The organism is Sandaracinus amylolyticus, from assembly GCF_021631985.1.
Classification (GTDB): Bacteria; Myxococcota_A; Polyangia; order Polyangiales; family Sandaracinaceae; genus Sandaracinus; species Sandaracinus amylolyticus_A.
In genome coordinates this window covers 7,971,943-7,995,479 of sequence record NZ_CP070225.1, presented here as the reverse complement: position 1 = coordinate 7,995,479, position 23,537 = coordinate 7,971,943, and the positions used below count along the sequence as shown (strand labels likewise).

Sequence of the window (23,537 nt, the reverse complement as noted above, 5' to 3'; positions counted from 1 at the left end):
CCCTCCCGCGCCACCGAGCGCCGATCGTTTGCGGCCGCAACGAGCGCGCCGGGTCGTGGAGGTACGCGTGGGGAAGCTTCGGAGCTGCTTGGCGATCGTGGTGATCGGGACATGGGGCGCGGCGTGCACCGCGGACGACGACGACGGGGGCGGGCGGCGCGTGGACGCAGGGCGCCTCGACGCCGGCGCGAGCGTCGACGCGCAGGTGCCCGCGATCGACGCCGCGCCGGTGGATGCGGCGCCTCCGCTCGACTCGGGTCGTGACGCGAGCGCGATCGACGCCGGCCTCCCCGACTCCGGCGCGCCCGACGCGGGCAGCGACGCGGGCTCGCCGTGCACCGGCGTCGACTGCTCGGCGATGGACGGTCCGTGCGTCGTCGGCGTGTGCGATCCCGGCGACGGAACCTGCGGGACGATGCCGCGCCCCGACGACACCGACTGCGACGACGGCGACGCCTGCACCGAGGACGACGTGTGCACCGCCGGCACCTGCGGCGGGACCGCGGTCGACTGCTCGTCGATGGACGACGCCTGCAACGTCGGCACCTGCGACGCGACCGGCGCGTGCGCCCCGACGCCGCGCCCCGACGACACCGGATGCGACGACGGCGATCGCTGCACCACCGACGACGTGTGCACCGCGGGCGTGTGCGAGGGCGTGGCCACGACCTGCGACGATCCGATCCTCGCGTTCCCGCCGGGCGTCGAGTCGCCGATGCGCGGCAACACGACGGGCGGCACGCGCTACGACGACGCGTGCCCCGAGGGCCAGGTGTTGATCGGCTTCGACGGGCTCCTCAGCTCGGCGAACGGCTACTTCCAGCGCCTCGCCGCGGTGTGCGGCACGCCCGCGCTCACGCCCGATGGCAGCGGCGGCTACACGGTGTCGATCGGCGCCGGCGCCACCCTGCCGCTGCGCGGCGGGCACGTCGGACCCGTCATGACCAGCACCCGCTGCGCGCCCGGCGAGATCGTCACCGCGTTCGCCGGACGCCGCGGCGCGCTCGTCGACAGCATCACGATCTCGTGCGCGAGCCTCACGGTCACGGGCAGCGGCGCGTCGCTCGCGATCGCGATCGGCACGCCCGCGGCGCGACCGTCGATCGGCGGCAGCGGCGGAACGGCGTTCGCCGAGTCGGCGTGCCCCGCGGGATCGATCGCGCGCGGCGCGGTGATCCGCGCCGGTGACTCGCTCGACGCGATCGCGCTCATGTGCAGCGTGCCCGAGCTCCAGTGATCACGACGCGCGGCCCCGGCGCTCCGGGGCCGCGCTGCGATCTCACCCGAGCCGCATGTGCGACGCGCGGCGCAGCACGATGCGTCGCGCCGTCGCCTCGCCCGCGAGCACGTCGGCGCTCTTCACGTTCGCCGCGAACGTGATGCCCGCGATGCGCGCGATCTCGCCGAGCGAGGTCTGGTACGTCGAGAACCGGAACGGGTTGAACTCGATGTCGCCGAGGAACTCGTCCTGGTCGAGCACGAAGCCCGCGATCTTCAGCGCCTCGTCCTTGCGCCACCCCACGATCTTCCAGAACCGACGCGGGATCAGCGCGTCGCGATACGGCGGATCGTCGCTCGCGAGCACCGGCCCGGTGAGCACCAGCAGCTTCCCGTCCTGGCTCGCCGAGTCGAGGATGTAGTCCTCGAGATCGCCCCACACCTCGTCGTTGAACACGTGCTGCTGGGGCACCGAGTTCGTGTAGAAGAACGTGTCGGTGTTCGCCTGCGTCGCGAGCTCGCCCCAGACCGGATCGAGACGACGCACGACGTGGCCGCGATCGAGATCGTTGTTCGCGTAGAGCGTCGCGCCGCGCTGCGAGGCCGCGGGCACGCGGGGATCGAGCCGCCAGTCGCGCGCACGCGGGACGCGCCGCAGCTTGGTGCCGTCGATGTGCACGCCGGAGATCATCGGGAAGCCGCGATCGGCGTTCTGGTAGATCGAGAAGTTCGCGTACTTCAGCTCGCGCAGCGATCCGTCGTCGCGCTGCAGCATCTCGCGCATGCGCTCGGCGACCGGCTGGGGGAGCGGCACTCTGCGCGCCGCGCCGAGGAACGCGGGGTCGTAGCCGTTGCGCGCGTCGAGCTCGGTCGCCAGCGCGGCTTCGCGACGTCGCGCTTCTTCGCCATCGGGAGCGGGAGGCGCCGCGGCGACGCCGTTGGTCGGGATCACCCGCGTCGGGCGGGTCATCGGCGCCGGCACCTCGATCTCGAGCTCCTCGAGCAGATCGAGGAGCGTCCGCGCGCGCACTGCGTAGTTCGCGACCCGCGAGACCCCCGAGAAGTGCAGGCCCATCGCGGCACCGGTGTCGAGATCGAGCGAGCACGATCCCGAATTGCCGCCGAGCGTCGTCGCGTCGTGCGCGAAGATCGCCGGCTGCGCCGCGCTCGTGCCGATCACCTGTCCGGGCGACACGCGCTTCACCTCGTAGTCGAGGCCGAAGAGGCGGTTCATCGCCTCCTGATCGACCTCCTCGGAGTCGCGCGCGGGATAGCCGATCACCGCGATCGACTGCCCCACCAGCGGCTCGTCCTGGTGCAGCGGGATCGGCGCCGGAAGCGCGCGATCGGCGCGCGGGGCGACCTCGAGCAGCGCGACGTCGGGCGCGCTGTCGTCGTCGGGCGCGATGTAGATCACGCGCGTCACCGGGAACTCCCTCTGGCTGCGCGTGACGTCCTCGCGGAAGTCGAGCACGACCTCCTGGGTGCGCCCCTCGACGGTCTTGCGGAACGGGAACGTGCCGTCGCTCGCGCGGCGCGCGAACCACAGCGCGACGTGGCGGTTCGTCACCGCGACCCGCGGCGCGATCATCCACGCGGTGCCGACCATCCCGCGGTCCGGCCCTTCGAGCATCTCCACGCGGCCCACCGAGAGCAGCGCAGTCTCGATCGCGGTGCGCGCGCCCTCGATCAACGCGAGCAGCCCGGCGAGGACCGGCGTCTCGAACGCGTCCTCGCGCACCAGCAGCGCGGGACGCTCGGTGGCGCGGACGATCTTCTCGAGCTTCGTGCTCTTCGCGATCGCATCCTCGACGTCGCGATCGGTCTTGGCCCGCGCGAGCTCCTCGAGCTCCTCGTCGAACCCGCGGAAGCGCAGCGATCCGGCGAGCGCTCGGGCGCGATGACGCAGCTCGCTGCGGAGCCCGTGATGCGGGAACGTCGTCGTCGCGGACGACTCTCGTTCGTCTCCCATCCTTCCCCCCTTTTCGGCCCGCGCGATCGCGGGCACCCCGCGAGATGCTCGATGAGCTGCGAACGCACGCGAAACTCCCGCGGTCGGACGCTCCTGGGGGCGATTGGCCGAGCCGCGCGCCGCGTGCCCCGCGCGCGCGGAAGATGTGTGCCGTCCGCGATGTAGACTGCGCGGTCCGGACGAGCATCGCGATGAGCAAGAACGAGAGCCCCGACACCCACCGCATGCGCATCGAGCTCGAGGAGCTCGCGACGCAGATTCGCTATCACGAGAAGATCTATCGCGAGGGTCGTCCCGAGATCCCCGACTCGGCGTTCGACGAGATGATCGATCGCTACTCCGAGCTCGCCGATGCGCTGAAGGTGCCGGCCGCGGAGCGGCTCGACTCGGCGCCGGGCGCGGAGCAGCACACCGAGGGCTTCCAGGAGGTCGAGCATCGCGTGCCGATGCTCTCGCTCGAGAAGCTCACGCCGAACCGCAAGGACAGCAAGGGCGAGGCGATGCCGATCGCCGAGCAGCTCGGGCAGTGGGTCGATCGGCGCCGCAAGGATCTCGAGCTCGCAGCGAGCGCCACGCTGCCGCTCTTCGTCGAGCCGAAGATCGACGGCATCAGCGTCTCGTTGCTCTACGAGCACGGCAAGCTCGTGCGCGCGGTGACGCGCGGTGATGGTCGCAAGGGCGACGACATCACGAAGCAGGTGAAGCAGGCGCGCGCGGTGCCCGCGAAGATCGACGGCCCGAAGGGCTCGCTCGAGGTGCGCGGCGAGCTCTACTGGCCGCGCGCGCGCTTCGACGCCTACAACGCGAAGCTGAAGGAAGCGGGCGAGGAGACGATCGCGAACCCGCGCAACGGCTGCGCCGGGATGATCAAGCGCAAGGAGGTCGACGGGCTCGAGCACGTCGGCATCACGTCGTTCCTCTACCAGGTGCCGTGGGCCGAGGGCATCACGCTGCCGAGCACCCAGAGCGGCGTGCTGAAGTGGCTCTCGGAGATGGGCGCGCCGGTCTACCTCGAGCTGGTGCGCGTGCTCGGCGACGCCGAGAGCGTGCTCGCGTACTGCGGTGAGTTCGGAGCGCGGCGCGGCACGCTCGAGTTCGACATCGACGGGATGGTCATCAAGATCGAGGAGCTGCGGCACTACGCGCAGCTCGGTGCGACGGGGCACCACCCGCACTGGGGCATCGCCTACAAGTTCCCGCCCGAGCGCAAGGCGACCAAGCTGCTCGGGGTCGAGCTCAGCGTGGGCAAGACCGGCAAGATCACGCCGGTCGCGCAGCTCGATCCGGTGCAGCTCGCGGGCACGACGGTGGGGCGCGCGTCGCTCCACAACTTCGTGGAGATCGAGCGCAAGGACATCCGCCTCGGCGACTTCGTGTTCGTCGAGAAGGCGGGCGACATCATCCCCCAGGTCGTCGACGTCGATCGCGCGCGGCGCACCGCGGACGCGCGACCGATCGTGCGCCCGACGCACTGCCCGGACTGCGAGACGCCGGTCGTCGTCGAAGAGATCTTCGTGAGCTGCCCGAACGAGCTCTGCCCCTCGAAGGTGCGCGAGAAGCTCAAGCACTTCGCGGGTCGCCGCCAGATGGCGATCGACGGGCTCGGTGAGTCGCTGATCGATCAGGTGGTCGACAAGCTCGGCGTGCGCACGCCCGATCAGCTCTTCGGGCTCACGGTGGAGCAGCTCTCGTCGCTCGAGCGCATGGGCAAGAAGAGCGCGGAGAACGTGGTGCGCTCGCTCGAGGCCGCGAAGGGTCGTGGCTTGTCGAAGGTGCTCGCCGGGCTCGCGATCCGTCACGTCGGCGAGACGATGAGCGAGGATCTCGCGTCGTACTTCGGCAGCTACGAGAAGCTGCGCGACTTCGCGCATCGCTACGCGAGCGGCGACGACAGCGCGATCGCGGTGGTCGCGCCCGAGGGGGGCAACGGCGCGATCGAGGGGCTCGCGCGGAAGACGGCGGACAGCATCTTCACCGAGCTCGACTCGCCCACGCTGCGCGAGATCTTCGCGGGGCTCGCGAGCGCGGGCGTGAAGCTCGAGGCGTCGAGCGCGGCGCGCGCCGACGTCGAGGGCGTCGCGGGCAAGACGTTCGTGCTCACCGGCACGCTGCCGACGCTCAAGCGCGATCAGGCGGGCGACATGATCAAGGCCGCGGGCGGCAAGGTCTCGGGCTCGGTGAGCAAGAAGACCGACTTCGTCCTCGCGGGCGAGGACGCGGGCAGCAAGCTCGAGAGGGCGAAGGAGCTCGGCGTCGCGGTGATCGACGAGGCGGAGCTCCTCAGGATGCTCGGCGGATGACGGGCTCGTTGCGCCGGGGGCTGCGGCACGGCGTCGAGCGGTGGTTCTTGAACGATCGCTCATTATCCGGCGGCGACATCGTCGAGCTCTGCTGCTCGGGCGGATGGATCACCGGGCGCTTCGAGCACGATGCGGGGATGGGCGGGGCGCCGACGTTCTTCTTCTCGATCGAGCTCGGTGAAGGGCGCGTGTCCCAGCAGTCGATCGAGCTGCCCGAAGGCGCGCTGATGCGATTGGCTTGAGAGGCTTCGGCGAGAGGCGCGGGGTGAGGGTGCCGGCGCCCGGTACTCGCGGCTGCCGGACTGTGGCGGTGGGAGGTTCGGGTCGCGGAGCTTCGCTCGCTGCGTGCGCTGCTCGCGCACTCCGCTCGCTCGCCGACGATCTCGCGTTGCCGTCTACCCGACCCGCTGCGTGAGGGCGCCGGCACCCTCACCCCGCGCCCGGTACCGCGGTTCTGCCGTCTCGTTGGGGAGGCTGGGGAGGCTCGCGACCGATCCGCGCTGTTCGCGCGGCTCGGACGCTCGCGAGTAGCACCGCGCTTCGCGCGTGTGCGCGCGTTGCGCGGGAATTGGTGCGAGCGCGTTGGGGCTGCGTGGGTAGGTGGTGAGGATGGCGGATCGTGCGCTCGAGGAGCTCTGGGACGACACGGTCGCGCGCGGTGCGCCGTTCGATGCGCGCTCGGTCGCGCACCTGCCTGCGCCTGCGCAGCGGTATCTGCGTCATGCGATCGCCGAGGGGACGCCGCTCGCGCATGCGGTGCGGCTCGTGATGCACGGCGAGATCAAGCTCGGTGGCGCGTGGAGCCCCTTCGACGCGGAGCAGGTGATCCACGCGGCGCGCGGGTTCGTGTGGCGCGCCCGGGTGCGGATGAAGGGCCTGCCGGTGCGGGGATCGGATCGCTGGGTCGACGGGGCGGGCGCGCTCGACTGGCGACTGCTCGGTGTGATCCCGGTGGCGCGCGCGTCGGGCGCCGACGTGTCGCGCTCGGCGGCGGGACGCGCGCAGGCGGAGACGATCTGGTTGCCGTCGATCCTCACCGGCGTCGAGTGGCGCGCGCGCGACGATGCGCACGCCGATGTGAAGGTCTCGATCCACGGCGAGAGCGGGCACGTCGAGCTCGGCGTCGACGAGCGCGGCGCGCTGCGCGAGATCGTGTTCGATCGATGGGGTGATCCCGAGCAGAAGGGAACCTCGTCGACGTTCCCGTTCGGCGGGGTGATCGAGGACGAGCGCACGTTCGAGGGCTTCACGATCCCGTCGCGCGTGCGCGTCGGATGGTTCTTCGGGACGTCGCGGTGGGACGAAGGTGAGTTCTTCCGCGCGACGATCGATCACGCGACGTATCGCTGAAGCACGCCCAAGGTCGCTCGAGTCGCTCGGGTCGTAGGCCACACCCGACCGGAGAGAGCGAATGTTGAACGATCGTTCGTGCAGCGGCGTGCGGCACCGCGCGTCGTCGAGGTGGATCGCGCTCGTCGCGATGATGCTGACGGCGGCGTGCGGGCGCGCCGACGAGCCGGTCGCTGCTGCGCTGCCAGTCGAGGCTGCTGCCGACGAAGAAGGTCTCGCCGCGCCGGTGAGGATGGAGACGGCGGAAGCGCCCGCGCCCCCGCCGGTCGCGGATCCGTTCTCGTCTCCGACCGCCGCCGCGCCCCCGCCGCGCGAGGCCATGCAGCGCCCGCCCGCATCGCCCGGCTTCGCGGGGCTCGCCGATGCCGAAGAGGGCGAGGGGTCGTCGCCGGCGCGGCGCGCGCGTCCTGCGCGTCCCGCCGATCGGGGCGGCGACATCGACAGCCTGCTGCAGGGCGCGCTCGGCGGGGGCGGCCGCTCCGCCGGCGCACCGAGCCCGACCGTGCCGGCCGCCCAGCGCGCAGCCTCGGCGCCGCTGCCCCAGAGCGGCGTGCTCGCGTCGACGTTCGTGGGCGGAAGCGGCGCCCAGGCGCGCCTCGAAGATCTGCTCGAGCGCGGCGTGATGGTCGGCGGTCAGCACGTGCGGCTCGAGGCGTTCGACGAGCTCGGACGCCTTCCCTACGCGGTGCCGGCGCGCGACGCGGTCGCGCTCCACGCCGAGCTCGAGCGCGCCACGCTGCGCACCGACGGCGAGCGCGTGCACCTGCAGATCGCGCTCATGGCGCGGCAGGGCGAGATGCCGGCGCGCCCGCGCATGGACGTGCGCCTCGTGATCGATCGCTCGGGCTCGATGCACGGCGACAAGTGGGCCCACGCCATCCAGGCCGCGCACGCGCTCGTCGATCGTTTGAGCTCCAACGATACGTTCGGGCTCATCAGCTACAGCGACGACGCGAGCATCGATCTCGAGCCGGCGCGCGTCGGCAATCGCCAGCGCGCGCACCACGCGATCGATCAGCTCGTGATCGGCGGCGGCACCAACATCGACGGCGCGCTCTCCGCGGTCTCGCGGGTCCGCCCCGAGCGCCGGCGTCCGAACGACGTGCTGCTCGTCGTGCTGCTCTCGGACGGAGTGGCGAACGTCGGTCAGACCAACGCGGACATGATCGCGGCGCGCGCCCGCGCGCTCTTCGACGAGGGCGGCGTGCTCACCACGACGCTCGGCGTGGGCACCGACTTCGACGAGCAGACCATGCTCTCGATCGCGCGCGAGGGCAGCGGCAGCTACCACTTCGTGCGCCGCAGCGAGGACATCGCGAGCATCCTCACCGACGAGCTGGAGGAGCGCGCCCAGGCGGTCGCGCAGAACCTGCGGCTCCGCATCGAGCTCGCGCCCGGCGTGACCGCGACGCGGGTGTACGGCTCGCGCCTGCTCGATCAGCAGGAGGCCCAGGCGGTGCGCCGGACCGAGGTCGCGACCGACGTGCGCCTGGCGCGCGAGCTCGGCATCGCGCGGGATCGCCAGGAGGACGATCAGCGCGGTCTGCGCATGCACTTCCCGACGTTCCGCCGCGGCGATCAGCACGTCGTGCTGATGGAGCTCGAGGTGCCGGCGGGCGTCGACCGCACGTCGATCGCGCGGGTCTCGCTCGACTGGAAGGACCTGGTCGACGAGCACAACGCGCACGCCGCGGTCGACGTCGCCGCCGAGCGCACGAGCGATGCCGAGGCCGCGGTCGCGTCGACGGTGCGTCAGGTGAAGCGCACGGTGCTCGCGTTCCAGGCGGGCGATGCGCTGCAGTCGACCGCGGACGCGCTCGATCGCGGTGACTACGCGGGCGCGCAGCTCGCGATCTCGGAGCGCATCGAGCTGCTGCGCGCGGCGCGTGACCTGTGGCGCGATCGCGGGCTCGACGACGACCTGCGCATCCTCGAGGGCTACCAGCGCGTGCTCGCGTCGGCGTGGGGCGGATGGGGCGAGGACTCGCGCCGCACGCTGGTGATGGCGATGAACTACTACGGCGATCGGAGGATGCGATGAGGCGCACGATCGCGTGGGCGCTCTCGCTCCTCGTGGTCGCGATCGCAGCGCGTGCCGGGGCGCAGGATCGGGTGGTCGCGACGTATCGCATCGATGCGTGAGATCGCGCCGACGTGTCGTGGGCGCCGGGCCCGACGGTGCGGGTGGTGCTGCGCGGGACGCTGAGCAACGCGATCGACGGATCGGAGATCGACGCGATGCACGTGACGACGACGTCGCGCTCGATGGAGGACGCATCGCCGTTGGTGTTCCCCGCGGGGGCGCGGATGATCGAGCAGCGCGGGCCGCACGCGTACCTCGTCGAGATGCCGACCGGCGCGGGCGCGACCATCGGGCTCAACGTCGCCTCGCTCGCGGCGCGTCACCTGGTGACGGTCTCGGAGCTGCGCGCGAGCTTGAGCGGCGTGATCGTCGCGGAGGTGCTCGGCGATGAGGTCGCGCCGATCGTGCACGACGTGCCGAGCGCCGCGGTCGTCGAGCCGAGCGTGTCGCCGGCCGCGCTGGCAGGCGCGGTGACGCTGAGCGTGCCGCTCTTCGCGCTCGGGATCGTGCTCGCGCGGCGGCGCCGTCGTGATCACGAGGCGGCGCTGATGGCGCGGGTCACGAAGGCGCGCGCCGCGATCGCCCGCGAGGCGAAGGCGCTGGGACCGGCGTTCGAGGGCGCGCTGGAGTCGGCGAACGCGCTCGCCGGAGCGGCCACTCGCCAGAAGGCGCACCTGGTCGAGCTCGATCGCGCGATCACCCGCAGCGCGTGGGTGCGATCGGAAGCGGCGAGCGCGACGCTCAGCACGATGCACGCGCGTCGCGCCGAGGCGCGCGCGAAGCTCGAGTCGATCGTCGCCCAGCTCGAGGAGACGGTGGTGCGCATGGCGGCGTGCGTCGCGGATCGCAGCGCGATCGCCGGGCTCGAGCGCGATCTCGCGCGGGTGCGGAGCGAGGTCGAGGTCGGCGAGAGCGTCGAGGCCGAGATCGCGAAGATCTGAGTCCTTGCCGGAGTGCTCGTCTCGCAGGTCCCGGACGGGAGCGCGCGAAGCGCGCGTACGGTAGGGACCGGCGGGCGAGCCGATGTATCGACTGAGTCAGTCACACGCGGGCGGGCACTCGTCCTCGACCTGCACGCGACCGCCGACGCACTCGACGCTGTGCGAGCAGCACAGGCGATCGTCGAATTGCGAGCAGAAGAACGCGCCCTCGCAGGGATCGCCGTGCTCGGCCGACTCGAGCGCGTCGTCGCACTCGCTGTAACAACCGGGCAGCCCGCAGCGCGCCGCGCTCACCAACGCGCGTGACTCGCAGGTCCAGGTGGTCGCGCAGCAGCCGTCGTCGATCACGCACGGCTCGTCGAAGTCGCAGGCATCTCCGTCGCGGAAGGTCGCCACCCGCGCGCAGTGCGCGGGGCCGGAGTCCACGAGGCCGCCCTCGGGCACACGCTCGCGCGCGCTGCTGCAGCCGCCGAGCAGTACCAGCGAGGAGATCAGGAGCGCGAACGTCGGGCGCATCGTCATCGGAGCCTAACCGCCGCGCGGCCTCGCCGCCCGTGCCAGACTCGCGCGCCGACGATGCCCGCCTTCACCATCCCCGCCTTCGATGCGCCGCGTGGTCCGAGCCCGGCCGCGCGACGCCGCGCGCTCCTCCGCGCCACCGACGACGTGCTCGCCTCGCACCTCGTGGAGCTCGCGCTCGCGCTGCGCGATCCATCGACCCACGAGGCGCTCGCGCGCGCGGTCTCGCTTCCGATCGCCGAGGTCGTGGCCTCGCCCTTCGCGACCCGCATGGTCGCGCTCGCGGCGATGCGCGGCGCAGGCACGGTGCACGGCGATCTGCGCCGGGTGATGACGTGGCCGCGCGCCCTCGCGGGCGAAGAGGGCACGCGCGATCCGGTGCACGGACAGTGGGATCGCGGGGTGCTGCGCCTCGGGAAATACCAGCAATTCCTGCAGGACGAGCCGCTCGCGACGTTCCATCCCGACCACGTCAGCAAGTGGGGCCCGCACGAGCTGATGCATCGCGCGGTGGGCTTTTTCCACCGGCCCGGATGCTCGCGCTGGGAGCTCTATCTCGGAGCGCGCCTCAACGAGCTGCTCCCGGTCGTGACGTGGTACGGGCCCGAGCAGGCGATGCGTCTCGACGAGGGCGCGTTCGATCGAGAGCTCGCGGGGCGTGATCCCGCCGCGCGCCTTGCCGATGCGCGCTGGCTCGACGAGGACGATGCGTCGCTGCGCGTGCGCGCGAGCCGCACGGCCGTGCTGATCAAGGAAGGCATCACCCACTTCGAGCGCGAGCTCGCGGCGATCGACGAGGAGATCGCGACCGGGCGCCGGGTGCGCGCGCCGCATCCGTTCCTCGACGCATCGAGCGATGCGCTCGCGTACGTCGCGGGACATCGCGCGCGGCTCGAGAAGACCGGCGACGTGCTCGCGCGACTGGTGCCTGCGGGGCCCGATCGTTTCGAGGACGTGCGCGCCTATCGCAGCGCGATCGAGGAGGCGTTCGACGCGCTGCTCTTCGCGACGCTCTCGTTCGATCCGAAGAAGGCGGCGATCCAGCGCAGCGGGCGCGCGCTCTGGGATCGCGTGCAGCGCGCCGCGCACAGCGGAGGCAGCGCGTCGAAGTGGGCGGCGGAGATCGCCGACGACGCGGGCGCCGAGATCGCGCGCGCGCTCGATGGCAAGAAGGCGGTCGACGTCGTCGCGTGGGATCGCCGCATCGCCAAGTCGTTGCGCGGTGCGGCGGCGGCGATCGTCGAGACCGGCGATCTCCAGCACGGCGCGCTCTCGGCCGATCAGCTCGCGGACGGAGTCGCGTCGTGCGCGCCGCGCACCCTCGCGCTGCTGGGTCGCCGCGCCGGCTCCACGCTCACCGCGCTCGCGACCAGCGATGCACTCCTCGCGCGCGCGCCGCTCGCCGATCGTCTCGCGGCGTACCTCGCGTCGAGCGGGGCCGATCCCAAGATCGCCGAGCTCGCGCGCTTCGAGGCGACGATCGCGTCGGCACGTCGCGGCGACGATCGGGTCGAGCGCCTCTCCGAGCCGGCGCGCGCGCTGCCGCGCGATCTCGACGAGGTGCAGCTGGTGCGCAGCCAGGCGTTCCGGGTGGTGCCCTTCGATCGCGACGTGTTCGCGCTGCACTCCGGACAGAAGCCGGGCAAGGGACCGCGCACCTACTTGATCGGCGCGTACCACGACGAGGTGGTCGTGGTCGCGATCGCCGAGATCGTCGCCGACGCGCTCGACGTGCTCGCGCGCGCGCCGATGCGCGCTACGGAATTCGTAGCGCTGCTCGAGGAGGCGCCCGATCCCCGGGCCTGGCTGCGCGAGCTGATCGACGCCGGCGTGATCGCGTGGTCGCCTATGTTGTGATCAGCGCTCGCTCGCCTTCTTCCGCCAGGAGCGGGCCCTCCACGCGCACCACGAACGACGACGCGCCGAGCACGTCGCGCACGCCGATCGAGAACGTCGGGCCGGGGCGGCCCGAGAGGATCGCGGAGATGCGCGCGGCGGGCACCGAGAACACGACGCGCGGGATCCCGGCCCACGCGATCGCGCCCGCGCACATCGGGCAGGGCTCGCCGCTCGCGTAGAGCGTCGCGCCCTCGAGCTGCTCGGGGCGCACGCGGGTGAAGAGCCCACGCACCAGGTTCAGCTCGGCGTGCCCGGTGGGATCACCCTCGCGCGATGCGGTGTTCTCGCCCTCCGCGAGGAGCGCGCCGTCGCGCGACACCAACACCGCGCCGAAGGGCGCGTTCCCGGCGCGCCCCGCCGCGATCGCGAGCTCGAAGCTCCGTCGCATCCACCGCTCGTCGTCGTCTCGCATGTCCGAGATCTCGTGCCCCGCAGCGCGCGATCAACGTCCCGCGCGCAGCGCGACCACCGCGAGCTGGTACACGTTCTTCGGCGCGTCCTCCCAGGGTCCGTCCTCGAGCGTCACCCAGCGCCAGTCGGTGAACTCGTCGCAGGGCGTGATCTCGTCGGTCGTCACGTCGGCGACGAACACGAAGTTCATGTGCACGCCCTTCTTGCCCGCGACGTGCTCCTCGTACCCGATGAGCCCCGGCGGCGTGCCTTCGATCTCCGAGACGATCGGGAACTCGCCGACGAGCCCCGTCTCCTCGCGCAGCTCGCGGATCGCGGCCTCGAGCGGGGTCTCGCCCTCTTCGAGCTCGCCGCCCGGCGGGAGCCACACCCCGAGGCGCGTGTGCTTGATCAAGAGCACGCGATCACCGCGCCGCGGGTACACCGCGATCGAGAACGCCTTCCTCATCGTGAACCAGCCTCCCACTCGGCGCGCGTGATCGTGAATTGCGTGAGCGTGCGCGCGTACCAGCGATCCGTGATGCGGATCTGGCGCATGCCGAGGCGCGACGCGACACGCTCGCTGCGCACGTTGCCGGGATCGACCACCGCGTGCACGACCTCGGTCGACGTCGTGCTGAACGCGCGATCGCGCATCGCGCGTCCGAATTCCGACGCGTATCCCTTGCCCCACGCGGCGCGCGCGAGGTGCCATCCGACCTCGAGATCCTCGCTGTCGACGCGCTCTTCCGAGCCCGGCGTCATGAAGGGCAGGGGCTTGAAGAGCGCGGTGCCGACGAGCGCGCCGGTCTCGCGCTCGAACGCGCCCATCGCGCAGTAGGGCAGGCCGCGCGCGACGTAGCCGTCGAACTTCGCGCAGACCTTCTCGAGGAAGGCGCGCTGCTCGGCGACGGTGCGGCGCTGCACGCCGCCGAGGAAGTGCATCACCTCGGGATCGCCGTCGATGACGAGCATCGCCTCGGCGTCGTCGGGGGTGTAGTCGCGCAGGAAGAGGCGCTCGGTCTCGATCGTACGCATGGGCCGCGCATGCTAACGCACGCGCGGTCGACGGCGAGGAGTGAGCCTGGGATGCGGTCCAGCGAGCGCGCCGACCTTCCACGCTGGAAGGGCGAGCCGGGGTTCTTCGAGATCTGGTTCCTGGTGGTGCTCGACCCGAGCGGCGATTGCGCGTGGTGGCTGCGCTACACGCTGTTCACGCCTGCGCCCGGAGGCCGCGGCGAGCCGCGCGCGACGGTGTGGGCCGCGGCGTTCGATCGTCGATCGAGCGAGCCGGCGATCGCGATCAAGTCGCTGCACCCGATCTCGGAATTCGATGCGGGCACCCGCGATCGATTCGGCATCCGCATCGGCGACTCCGAGCTCGCGCGCGGGGTGTGCCGTGGCCGCGTCGGATCGGGCGGTCACGCGATCGAGTGGGACCTGCGCTTCACGCCCTCGTCGGACGTCGCGCGTCGCGGCCCGCGTGGACTCGATCGGCTTCCGCTGCCGACCCACGTGAGCCACTCGCACGACGACGTGACGTTCCGCGGCGTCGTGTCGGTCGACGGGGTGCAGCACGAGGTGCGCGGCGCCCCCGGGCTCCAGAAGCACATCTGGGGCACGCGCCGGGTCGAGGCGCTGACGTGGCTCCACTGCCCGCGGTTCCGCGAAGATCCCGGGGCGCGCCTCGAAGCGCTCACCGTGCAGCCGCGACGCAGCGTGCCCGGCGTGCGCTTCACGCCGATCTACCTGCGCACGTCGGAGCGCGAGCACGCGTTCCACGAGGTGCCCGGCATCCTCCTCACGAAGCTGGAGCCGCGAGGCCACGAGGTGCGCTTCGAAGCGCGCTCCGCGACGCGATCGCTGCGCGGACGTGCGTGGTGCGATCCCCGCACGCTCGCCGGCTACGTCTATCGCGACCCGCAGGGATGGGACGTGCACGTCGCCCAGAGCGACGTCGCGGAGTGCGAGGTCGAGCTCTTCTCGCGCGCGCATCCGCTCGATGCCTGGAGGCCCGATCGGCGCCTCACCTCCACGGTCGCCGCGCTCGAGTTCCACGCGCCCGAGCCGCTCGAAAACGTGCGTTATCTCGGCTGGGACGCGACGCACCTGGAGGAACGCTGATGCGCGCGACGCCCGCGACCATGCGCCCGCTCGATGCACGAGGAGGCACGACGCGCCCGCTCGAGCTCGCCCCGAAGCGCGTGCACGCGCTCGGCCTCACCTACGCCGCGCACATCAACGAGACCGGCGGCGACGGCGAGGCCCGCGTCGTGTTCGACAAGGACGCGGCGTCGCTGCTGCGCGGCGACGACGCGGTGGAGAGCCCGTCGCGCGACGCGCTGATCGCGGCGATCGCGCGCCTCGATGCAGCGCTCGCCGAGCGTGTCGCGCGTCGGTTCGTGGTGCTGCCTCCGCTCTTCGACTACGAGGTCGAGCTCGGCTTCGTGCTGCTCGACGAGGTGCGCGTCGTGCAGCTCGAGCAGCCCGACTTCGCGCCGCCGATCGGCTACTTCGTCGCGAACGATCTCTCGGCGCGCACGGTGCAGGTGCTCGGTGAAGGCCGCGCCGATCGCATGCGGTTCTGGGGCGCCGCGAAGAGCTTCCCCGGGTTCTTGGTCGCCGGGCCGACGCTCTGGGTCCCCGAGACGCCGCAGGCCGACGCGATTCTCGACGTCACGCTCACGCTGACGGTGAACGGCGAGCTGCGTCAGCGCGGCCGCACGATGGACCTCGTCGCGACCCCGCGCGAGCTGCTCCTCGCAGCGGCGCGCGCAGTGCCTTCGGGCGTGCTCGAGAAGGGCGATGCGGTGCTCACCGGCACGCCGTCCGGGGTCGCGTTCACCGTGGCGGCGTGGAAGCGCGCGCTCGCGTCGCTCCTGCCGGGGCGCACCACACGTCTCGCCGCCGCGCTGCGTGCGCACGCGAGCAATCCGCGCATGCTCGAGCCGGGCGATGTCGTCGAGATCGACGGCGGCGTGCTCGGCCGTCGCCGCATCACGATCGTCTGATGGCCACGCAGCTCAAGGACTTCTTCGACGCGGCGCTGGTGCAGCGCCTCGGTGCGTCGCTGCGCGCGGCGCATCCGACGTTCGACGAGCGCGCGTTCCGACGTCGCGCGAACGAAGGGCTCGACGCGCTCGAGCTGCTCGATCGCGGGCGGCACCTGATGCGCGCGATGCACGCCGGGCTGCCCGCGCGCTTCGAGGATGCGATCGAGGTGATCGAGCGCTCGCTCGGTCCGGTCGGAGAAGTCGACGCGGTGTCCGGCATGGCGCCGTTCTTCTACCTGCCGCACACGATGTTCGTCGCCGAGCACGGCCTCGAGCGCCCCGCGCGATCGCTCGACGCGATGCATGCAATTACGCAACGCTTCTCTTGCGAATTCGCAATACGTCCGTTCCTCGAGCAGCACCGCGAGCGCACGCTGGAGCGGCTCGACGAGTGGGTGAGCGATCCGAGCCCCCACGTGCGTCGCCTCGTGAGCGAGGGCATGCGGCCGCGCCTGCCGTGGGCGGCGCGGGTGCGCTGGTTGATCGACGATCCCGAGCCCGGGCTCGCGCGGATCGCGCGGCTGGTCGACGACGAGACCGAGGTGGTGCGTCGCTCGGTCGCGAACCACCTCAACGACGTCGCGAAGGATCACCCGGCGCGCGCGGTCGAGATCGCAGGTGCGTGGATGCGCGTCCCGTCGCGCGCCAAGACGGTGCGCCACGCGCTGCGCACCCTGATCAAACGCGGCGATCCCGGCGCGCTCGAGGTGCTCGGCGTCTCGAGCGAGCGCCCCGACTGCGAGGTGCACGGCGCGATCACACCCGCCCGCGTGAAGCGCGGCGGTGAGGTGCGCATCGACGCGACGATCACCAGCGCGATCTCGCTCGACGCGGTGATCGATCTCGTCGTCCACTACGTGAAGGCCCGCGGCCAGACCAGCGCGAAGGTGTTCAAGTGGACGCGCGCGACGCTCGAGCCGCACACGCCGCTCGCGCTGACCCGCCGCCTCTCGCTCGAGGAGCGCACCACCCGCAAGCACCACCCGGGCGAGCACCGCGTCGAGCTGCAGATCAACGGCACCCGCTTCCCGCTCGGCGCGTTCCTGCTTCGTTGAATCGGCTCACTGCGCAGCCGGCTCCCGTGCGTGCCCGAGGCGGGCACTTCCGTCCGCCGTCTACTCCGCGAGCACTCCTGCTTTCGTTGAATCGGCTCACTGCGCAGCCGGCTCCCGTGCGTGCCCGAGGCGGGCACTTCCGTCCGCCGTCTGCTCCGCGAGCACTCCTGCTTTCGTTGAATCGGCTCACTGCGCAGCCGGCTCCCGTGCGTGCCCGAGGCGGGCACTTCCGTCCGCCGTCTGCTCCGCGAGCACTCCTGTCTCGGTTGAGCGCGCGGGTGCGGTGAGGTGCGCCCGCGTGAATCGTTTGCCGGTTCGCGGACTGATCGCCGCGAATTCTGGTCACGACCAGAACGCACGCAGGCACTCGTACGTCGCAGAGGTTTATGCTCGAAGACGTGCGCAGGACGGGGGCTCGGCTCGCGGCGCTGACGATGGTCGCGGTGATCGCGGCGTCGTGTGGGAGCGCGCCGGCGCGTCGGAACGCCGGACCGATCGCGCCATTGCCCGACGACCACGCGCTGCGCGGCGACGCGCAGGGCGGTGAGTCGAGCGGCGGCGCGCAGAGCACGTCCGAGGGGCGCCTCGAGTTCGCGCACCGCATCGACGATGCGGCGACGTGGGCCCGGCTCGCGGCGCGGCCCGCATCGAGCGCGGTCGCGCGCACCGAGGTCGTGAAGTTCCTCGTCGACGTCGCCGAGGGCCGGACCATCTGGTTCATCGACACGCAGCGCTGGGACATCCATTACGAGTTCGCGCGCGATCATCTCTCGACCGATCGCCATCCGGTCGGCGCCACACACGCCGACCACCGGACGTTCAACGTCCGCGAGTACCGCCGTCCCGAGCGCCGCTTCGAGCTCGGCACGATCGTGCACTACCTCGACAGTGATCTCTGGACGCTCGAGCTCATCGGCGGCGACACGCTCCCCGGCGATCGCATCGTGACGCTCTTCCAGCAGCTGCGCGGCGCGTTGTGGATCGGCGATCGGCTCCGGTTCCGTCCGATGTCGCCGCTGCACGATCGATCGATCGCGAGCGTGCGCGCGCAGCTGCCGATCGCGACCGCCGACGAGGTGTTCGCGGGCGTGCGCTACCAGCCGCTCACCGAAGGTCCGGCGTTCGGCACGCTGCGCGTGGTGCGCGGCGCGCTCGATCCCAGCACCGTGCGCCCCGATCAGATCCTCGTGCTCGAGCAGCTGCCCGACGAGATTCCCGTGGTGAGCGGGGTGATCAGCGCGCAGCTCCAGGCGCCGCTCGGACACGTCGCGATCCTCTGCGCGAATCGGGGCACGCCGAACATGGGGCTGCGCGCGGCGCTCGATCATCCCGACGTGCAGCGGCTCGACGGGCGCCTCGTGCAGCTCGTGATCGGCCCGCAGGAGTTCGCGATCCGCGAGGCCACGCTGGCCCAGGCCGAGGCCGCGTGGGCCGCGCGACGTCCCGCCCAGCCGCAGGTTCCGCGGCTCGATCCCCGCGAGCGACGCCTGGTCGCGGTGTGCGATCTGCGCCTGCCCGACGCGGCGTTCGCGGGCGCGAAGGCATCGCAGCTCGGCGAGGTCTGCTCGCTCGGCAACATCGACACGCCCGGTGGGTTCGTGGTGCCGGTCGCGCACTACCTCGAGCACCTCGGCGACAGCGGGATCGTGCACGGCCTGCCGCAGATGCTCGCGGACCCGACGTTCCGCAGCGACGCGACGGTGCGGGCGCGACAGCTCGCGCAGGTGCGCACGATGATCCAGAGCGCGGGCGTCGAGCCCCGCCTGGTGCACGAAGTGCGTCGTCGCATCGCGCACGTCGCGCCCCACGCGCGGTGGATCCTGCGATCGAGCACCAACGCCGAGGACCTCGCGGGCTTCACCGGCGCGGGGCTCTATCGCAGCATCGTGGTGAGCGCGGGCGCGAGCGATCAGGAGATCGCGAACGCGCTGCGCGAGGTGTGGGCCAGCGTGTGGCTGCTCGGCGCGTACGAAGAGCGCGAGTGGTACCGCGTCGATCACCGCAGCGTCGGGATGGCGATCCTCGCGCAGCCCTTCGTCGACGGCGCGAGCGCGAACGGCGTCGCGATCACCGCGAACCCGTATTACGAGGCGCGCCCCGCGTATTTCGTGAACGCGCAGGTGCTCGGCGGAAGCGTGACCGGCGCGGCGGGCGAGGAGATCCCCGAGCAGCACCTCATCTACCACTACATGCAGCCGTTCGAGACCGAGCTCCTCGCGCGCAGCTCGCGCAGCCCGGGCGCGCTCTTGCTCGACGATGCGGCGATCACCGCGCTGCACGAGCGTCTCGCGCGCATCCACGCTCATTTCGTCGGAGGGGAACGCCCCCGCTGGCCGCAGCCGGTGAACGCGGTCGACGTGGAGTTCCTGCTCGCCGGAGGGCGCATCGTGATCGTGCAGGCGCGCCCTTACGTCGTCCGGTGGGGCCCCGGACAGACCTTCTAGTCCATCGCGCGCACGCGCAGCTCGACGCGACCGCACCCGAACGAGCCGCGGTTCTGGCTGTCGAGCAGCACGTAGTACGTGCCGGGGTCGAGCTCGACGTCGAGGCGCGACTGTCGCGGCTGCCGTCCCGACTCGCACGGCGTGCCCTTCAGATCCTCGTCGGCGTCGGCGCACGCGATGTCGTTCGAGCACTCGATCTCGCTCTCCATCTCGCCGCAGCGACGCAAGAGCGAGAGCACCGTGTCCACGCCTCCCGGGCCGTCGACGTCGCGCAGATCGAGCCTCAGCCGCCGTCGCTGCGAGACGAAGAGCCGCACGTGGGCGTCCTCGCCGTCGCTGGTCGCGCCCTCGCACCGATCGGCGCGCACCTGGTGATCGTCGGTGCGCCCGCAGAGATCGATCGCGAACGAGCCCTCGTCGACGATCTCCGAGCTCCAGAGGCACGAGCCCGACTCGGTCGTGCACGCGCCCTCGCTGCAACCGTGCTCGCACGTCGTGGGCTGCTCGGCCGCGCCCTCGGCGTCGCAGGTGTAGAGCACGTCGCCGTCGCAGCGCGTCCGCCGTGGCTCGCACGTGCGCGCGACGCACGTCGCGTCGCCGTCGGTCATCGCGCAGCGGGCGCCGCGCGGCGCGCAGTCCTCCTCGACGGTGCTCGTCCCCGCGCATCGGATCGCGACCGCGCCCGCGCATCGCGGCACGCACGCGCCGACCGGGCTCGCATCACCGCGACCCACGCCCGCGTCGCTCGTGCTCGCATCGCGCGAGACGCCCGCGAAGCTCACGCGCTCGAGCGAGCAACCCCACCAGAGGATGCTCGCGCCCGAGAGCACCACCGCTGCGGCGATGCCCCCCCGTACTGCTCGCCCGCCCACAGCGCCACGTTCGCGCAGCGGCTATCCGGTGTCGCCCCCGCGTATCGCGGATTAACCCTCGATTAACCCGTGCCGCTCAGCACCGCGGCCATCGCCCGCGCATCGGGCCAGCGCTGCGCGACGTCGGGCTCGAGCGCGCCGTCGATCGCGCGCGCCAGCGCATCGGGCACGTCGTCGCGGATCTCGCGGATGCGCGGCGGACGGCTGGTCACGATGCGCATCAGCAGCATCGGCAGGCTCGGCTCCTGGTAGTGGGTGCGCCCGGTCGCGGCGTGGAACAGCGTCGCGCCCGCGCCCCAGAGATCGGTGCGCGCATCGACCGGCTGCGCGCGTGCCTGCTCCGGCGCCATGTACGTCGGCGTCCCGATCGCGGTGCCCGGCTTGGTGAGGATGCCGCTGCGATCGACGCTCTGCAGGTTCTTCGCGACGCCGAAGTCGAGCAGGCGCACGCCGAGCGTGCCCTTCTCGCGCACGAGGAACACGTTCTCGGGCTTCACGTCGCGATGCACGATGTGCACGTCGTGCGCGGCCGCGAGCACGTCGCAGAGCTGCACGCCGATCGTCGTGACGTCGTCGAGCGAGAGATCCTTCGCGCGGATCGCCTCGTCGAGCGAGCGCCCCTCGAGCAGCTCGTTGACGATGTAGGGGCGACCGTCCTCGAGCGTGCCCGCGTCGAGCACCTGCGGGATGCCGGGGTGTCCGACCGCTGCCGCCGCGCGGGCCTCGCGCAGGAATCGTCGCACCGCCTCGGGCGCCGCGGTGAGGTGCGGGTGCATCGCCTTCAGCGCGACGCTGCGATCGGTGTAGCGATGGACGGCCTCGTACACGGCGCCGCTCGCGCCGACGCCGAGCAACCGCTGGAGCTCGTAGCGATCGGCGACGACCTGGCCGACGCGGCCCTGCGCGACCTCGTCGATCGTCTTCGACGTCGTCATGGACGGGGAGAGCATAGCGGCGCGCCTCGTAGCATGGGAGTCGCCTCGACCGCCGCGGTCGTGAGAGAATCCGCGGGGGGCCGGGCGCGTCCCTACGGGACGCCCGGGCGAGAACGAGAGAGCCGGGCAGGCTTTCCATAGGAGTCGTGCCGCGCATGTCCGACAAGAAGACGGATCCCGGGGTCGAGAAGAAGACGCTCACGCTCGACGATGCCGACATCGTCTCGGAGCGGAGCGGAGCCGAAGAGCCGGCGCCGGTGTCGCGCCGCTCGATGCTGGGCGTGATCGGTGTGCTCGCGGGAGGCGCGGCGGCCGCGGTGCTCCCGGGCTGCGTGGTGCGCCGGCGTCCGGTCGTGTACGCGCAGCCGCCGCAGCCCGTCGTGTACGCGCAGGCGCCGCAGCCCGCGACGGTGGTCGTGCAGGCCCCCCAGGGCCGCTACCGCACCGGCGTGACCGACAGCGACGGTGGTGCGTACGCCGATCCCGCGGGTTACGGCCGCGGAACGCGCCGTCAGGCGTACACCGGGCTGACCGACAGCGACGGCGGTGCGTACGCCGATCCCGCGGGCTACGGCCGCGGCGTGTACGGGCGGACCAGCGGCATCACCGACAGCGACGGTGGGCCCTACGCCGATCCCGCGGGCAACGGCCGGGGCACGGGTCGCGTGGGGACCACGGGGATCACCGACAGCGATGGTGGGCCCTACGCCGATCCGGCGGGGCAGGGACGCGGTCGCTGGCGCTGAGATCGCGGGTACGGCCGAGCACGCGCAGGCGGCACGTGGACGAGCACGCGGGACGCGCACGTGCACGAGCACGCTGCGGATCACCGTGACGAGCGGCGCGTGAGCGCACGATGCGGCGGGTGCGGTGGGCTTCGGCTCGCTGCGCTCGCCGTTTTCATTCTCCGAGCTCCAGGCCCGATCGCCGGAGAGGCCCGAACCGTGCTCGTGCACGTGCTCGTGGACCGTGCTCGTCCACGTGCCACCTGCGCCTGCTCGGTGGTGGACCGAGAAGCCGGCTCTCCGGACCCCTGGTTCCTTCCTTCGCGCCCCGCGCCTCGTTCAGATCACTCGATGGCGCTGCCCAAGGTCGACCTCTCTTCGTGGCCCGTGCTCCTCGTCGAGATGCCAGCCGAGCTCTCGTTGAGCGATGTCGACACCCACTTCGACGAGCTCCTCGCGATCGCGCGCACCCGTCGCGCGCACGTGCACCTCGTCGACGGCTCGCAGCTCGGGCCGACCGCGCTGAGCCCCACCCACCGAAAGCGCATGGGTGAGCGCCTGCAGAGCCTCACGCGCGAGCTCGACGGACGGCGGGTCGCCGAGGCGATCGTGCTGCCGAACCCGCTGCTGCGCGGGGTGATGACCGCCGTGCATTGGATCGCTCCGCCGAAGTGGCCGGTGCAGACGTTCGCGACGCGCGCCGACGCGCTCACCTGGTGTCAGGAGCAGCTCGCCGCGAACGGAATCCCGAGCCGCGAGCCCGCGCCCGCGATCGAGAAGCGTGCCCGCACCTGACGCGCTTCACGCCGATCCCGAGGACGCCGCGCGGGCATCCGCGGGTGAGCGCCGGTTGGGCGAGCAGACAGTCGCTCCGAGAGGCCCCGGTGCGACGCTCGCGCACCGCCGCTCGCTCGTCGCCGTTGCCGTGCTCGCTCTGGCGGCATGCGGGAGCGAGGGTGCTCCGGACGAGACACCGCCCGACTTCGAGACCATGACGCCCGCCGAGCTGTGCGAGATCTACGAAGGCTTCGGCGACGCCCCGGCCTGCGAGGCCACGGTGGAGCTCGAGCACCTGCAGTACCCGCTCTGCCGCGCCCTCTACACCGAAATGCTCTACTGGGACGCCATGCGCGACCGGGCGATCGCGACGGGCGAGCCCGAGGCGCGCTACGGGACGAGCTATCGCGACGCGTATACCGCGCGACTCGAGTGTCTGGATCGACACTACCCGCTCGACTGAGCTCGCGAGGCGCCGCTCCGCGCGCGCCTCGCGAGCTGAGCACCGATCACCCGAGCGCGCGCTGCAGCGCCGCGACGATCTTCGGGTCGTCGGGCGCGGTCTTGGGCGAGAAGCGCTCGACCACGCGGCCGTCCTTGCCCACCACGAACTTCTCGAAGTTCCACTGGATGTCGCCGCCGCCGGTCTCGCCCTTGAGCCACTGGTAGAGCGGGTCCGCGCCGGCGCCGTTGACCTCGATCTTCGAGAAGAGCGGGAACGTCACGCCGTAGCTCGTCTCGCAGAACGTCTTGATCTCGTTCTCGGTCCCGGGCTCCTGGCCCATGAACTGGTTGCACGGGAAGCCGAGCACCTCGGCGCCCTGCGCCCCGTACTGCTCGTAGAGCGACTGCAGCTTCGAGTACTGCGGCGTGAGCCCGCACTGGCTCGCGACGTTCACGACGAGCAGCGCCTTTCCGCGGTAGTCGCCGAGGCTCTTGGCCGCGCCGTCGATCGTCTTGACTTGGAAATCGTGGAGCGTGGTCATGGCGGCGACCATCGTGGC

22 protein-coding genes are annotated in these 23,537 nt (G+C 71.9%); 14 read left to right on the top strand and 8 right to left on the bottom strand.

What is annotated here, in order from left to right; genetic code table 11:
* Positions 1-67: 67 nt before the first annotated feature.
* Entirely contained in the window at positions 68-1,237 is a 1,170-nt protein-coding gene (locus I5071_RS33805; RefSeq protein WP_236517414.1) for a hypothetical protein, read from the top strand.
* A 42-nt stretch (positions 1,238-1,279) separates the two neighbouring features.
* Here the strand turns inward: I5071_RS33805 and I5071_RS33800 are convergent, their stop codons facing one another.
* Positions 1,280-3,190, bottom strand: coding sequence for a DNA/RNA non-specific endonuclease (locus tag I5071_RS33800; RefSeq protein WP_236517413.1), 1,911 nt, complete (start codon positions 3,188-3,190; stop codon positions 1,280-1,282).
* Positions 3,191-3,381: 191 nt separating this feature from the next.
* Between I5071_RS33800 and ligA the strand changes: the two genes are divergently transcribed.
* The 5 genes from ligA (at position 3,382) to I5071_RS33775 (ending at position 9,864) form a co-directional block, all read left to right on the top strand.
* A complete protein-coding gene (ligA, locus tag I5071_RS33795) occupies positions 3,382-5,490 on the top strand; it encodes an NAD-dependent DNA ligase LigA (RefSeq protein WP_236517412.1) in 2,109 nt (702 codons plus the stop codon).
* Positions 5,487-5,732 carry a hypothetical protein gene (locus I5071_RS33790; protein WP_236517411.1) on the top strand — a complete coding sequence of 82 codons (246 nt, stop codon included), beginning with the start codon at positions 5,487-5,489 and terminating at the stop codon, positions 5,730-5,732. The genes ligA and I5071_RS33790 overlap by 4 nt, the downstream gene beginning before the upstream one ends.
* A 367-nt stretch (positions 5,733-6,099) precedes the next feature.
* Positions 6,100-6,840 carry a DUF6544 family protein gene (locus I5071_RS33785; protein WP_236517410.1) on the top strand — a complete coding sequence of 247 codons (741 nt, stop codon included), beginning with the start codon at positions 6,100-6,102 and terminating at the stop codon, positions 6,838-6,840.
* A 61-nt stretch (positions 6,841-6,901) separates the two neighbouring features.
* Positions 6,902-8,881: a vWA domain-containing protein gene (locus I5071_RS33780; RefSeq protein ID WP_236517409.1), complete on the top strand. Its 1,980-nt coding sequence runs from the start codon at positions 6,902-6,904 to the stop codon at positions 8,879-8,881.
* Positions 8,882-8,994: 113 nt separating this feature from the next.
* On the top strand, positions 8,995-9,864 hold the full coding sequence (locus I5071_RS33775; protein WP_236517408.1) for a hypothetical protein: 870 nt from the start codon (positions 8,995-8,997) through the stop codon (positions 9,862-9,864).
* A gap of 96 nt (positions 9,865-9,960) precedes the next feature.
* On the opposite strand, the gene I5071_RS33770 is transcribed toward I5071_RS33775, so the two are convergent.
* A complete protein-coding gene (locus tag I5071_RS33770) occupies positions 9,961-10,380 on the bottom strand; it encodes a hypothetical protein (protein WP_236517407.1) in 420 nt (139 codons plus the stop codon).
* Between the two features lie 60 nt (positions 10,381-10,440).
* Between I5071_RS33770 and I5071_RS33765 the strand changes: the two genes are divergently transcribed.
* Entirely contained in the window at positions 10,441-12,240 is a 1,800-nt protein-coding gene (locus I5071_RS33765; RefSeq protein ID WP_236517406.1) for a hypothetical protein, read from the top strand.
* Here I5071_RS33765 and I5071_RS33760 read toward each other — a convergent pair.
* Genes I5071_RS33760 through I5071_RS33750 form a run of 3 tightly spaced genes read right to left on the bottom strand, consistent with a single transcriptional unit; the run spans position 12,230 to position 13,710 of the window.
* Entirely contained in the window at positions 12,230-12,694 is a 465-nt protein-coding gene (locus tag I5071_RS33760; protein WP_236517405.1) for a nucleoside deaminase, read from the bottom strand. The genes I5071_RS33765 and I5071_RS33760 overlap by 11 nt on opposite strands.
* Before the next feature lie 30 nt (positions 12,695-12,724).
* Positions 12,725-13,141, bottom strand: coding sequence for an NUDIX domain-containing protein (locus tag I5071_RS33755; protein ID WP_236517404.1), 417 nt, complete (start codon positions 13,139-13,141; stop codon positions 12,725-12,727).
* Entirely contained in the window at positions 13,138-13,710 is a 573-nt protein-coding gene (locus I5071_RS33750; protein WP_236517403.1) for a GNAT family N-acetyltransferase, read from the bottom strand. Before I5071_RS33750 ends, I5071_RS33755 begins: the two co-directional genes overlap by 4 nt.
* A gap of 51 nt (positions 13,711-13,761) precedes the next feature.
* Between I5071_RS33750 and I5071_RS33745 the strand changes: the two genes are divergently transcribed.
* The 4 genes from I5071_RS33745 to I5071_RS33730 all read left to right on the top strand — a co-directional run bounded on the left by I5071_RS33745 (position 13,762) and on the right by I5071_RS33730 (position 19,224).
* Complete coding sequence (locus I5071_RS33745; RefSeq protein WP_236517402.1) at positions 13,762-14,796, top strand: hypothetical protein; 1,035 nt, start codon at positions 13,762-13,764, stop codon at positions 14,794-14,796.
* Positions 14,796-15,683: a fumarylacetoacetate hydrolase family protein gene (locus I5071_RS33740; RefSeq protein ID WP_236517401.1), complete on the top strand. Its 888-nt coding sequence runs from the start codon at positions 14,796-14,798 to the stop codon at positions 15,681-15,683. The genes I5071_RS33745 and I5071_RS33740 overlap by 1 nt, the downstream gene beginning before the upstream one ends.
* Entirely contained in the window at positions 15,683-16,780 is a 1,098-nt protein-coding gene (locus tag I5071_RS33735; protein ID WP_236517400.1) for a DNA alkylation repair protein, read from the top strand. Before I5071_RS33740 ends, I5071_RS33735 begins: the two co-directional genes overlap by 1 nt.
* A gap of 398 nt (positions 16,781-17,178) precedes the next feature.
* Complete coding sequence (locus I5071_RS33730; RefSeq protein ID WP_236517399.1) at positions 17,179-19,224, top strand: PEP/pyruvate-binding domain-containing protein; 2,046 nt, start codon at positions 17,179-17,181, stop codon at positions 19,222-19,224.
* Here I5071_RS33730 and I5071_RS33725 read toward each other — a convergent pair.
* Entirely contained in the window at positions 19,221-20,057 is an 837-nt protein-coding gene (locus I5071_RS33725; protein WP_236517398.1) for a hypothetical protein, read from the bottom strand. The genes I5071_RS33730 and I5071_RS33725 overlap by 4 nt on opposite strands.
* Before the next feature lie 101 nt (positions 20,058-20,158).
* Positions 20,159-21,031 carry a serine/threonine-protein kinase gene (locus I5071_RS33720; RefSeq protein WP_236517397.1) on the bottom strand — a complete coding sequence of 291 codons (873 nt, stop codon included), beginning with the start codon at positions 21,029-21,031 and terminating at the stop codon, positions 20,159-20,161.
* A gap of 155 nt (positions 21,032-21,186) precedes the next feature.
* On the opposite strand from I5071_RS33720, the gene I5071_RS33715 reads away from it, so the two are divergent.
* The 3 genes from I5071_RS33715 to I5071_RS33705 all read left to right on the top strand — a co-directional run bounded on the left by I5071_RS33715 (position 21,187) and on the right by I5071_RS33705 (position 22,996).
* Positions 21,187-21,777 carry a hypothetical protein gene (locus I5071_RS33715; protein WP_236517396.1) on the top strand — a complete coding sequence of 197 codons (591 nt, stop codon included), beginning with the start codon at positions 21,187-21,189 and terminating at the stop codon, positions 21,775-21,777.
* Positions 21,778-21,975: 198 nt separating this feature from the next.
* Positions 21,976-22,551, top strand: coding sequence for a hypothetical protein (locus I5071_RS33710; RefSeq protein WP_236517395.1), 576 nt, complete (start codon positions 21,976-21,978; stop codon positions 22,549-22,551).
* 55 nt (positions 22,552-22,606) lie between these two features.
* Entirely contained in the window at positions 22,607-22,996 is a 390-nt protein-coding gene (locus tag I5071_RS33705) for a hypothetical protein (protein ID WP_236517394.1), read from the top strand.
* Between the two features lie 46 nt (positions 22,997-23,042).
* On the opposite strand, the gene I5071_RS33700 is transcribed toward I5071_RS33705, so the two are convergent.
* On the bottom strand, positions 23,043-23,519 hold the full coding sequence (locus tag I5071_RS33700; protein ID WP_236517393.1) for a glutathione peroxidase: 477 nt from the start codon (positions 23,517-23,519) through the stop codon (positions 23,043-23,045).
* Positions 23,520-23,537: the final 18 nt, after the last annotated feature.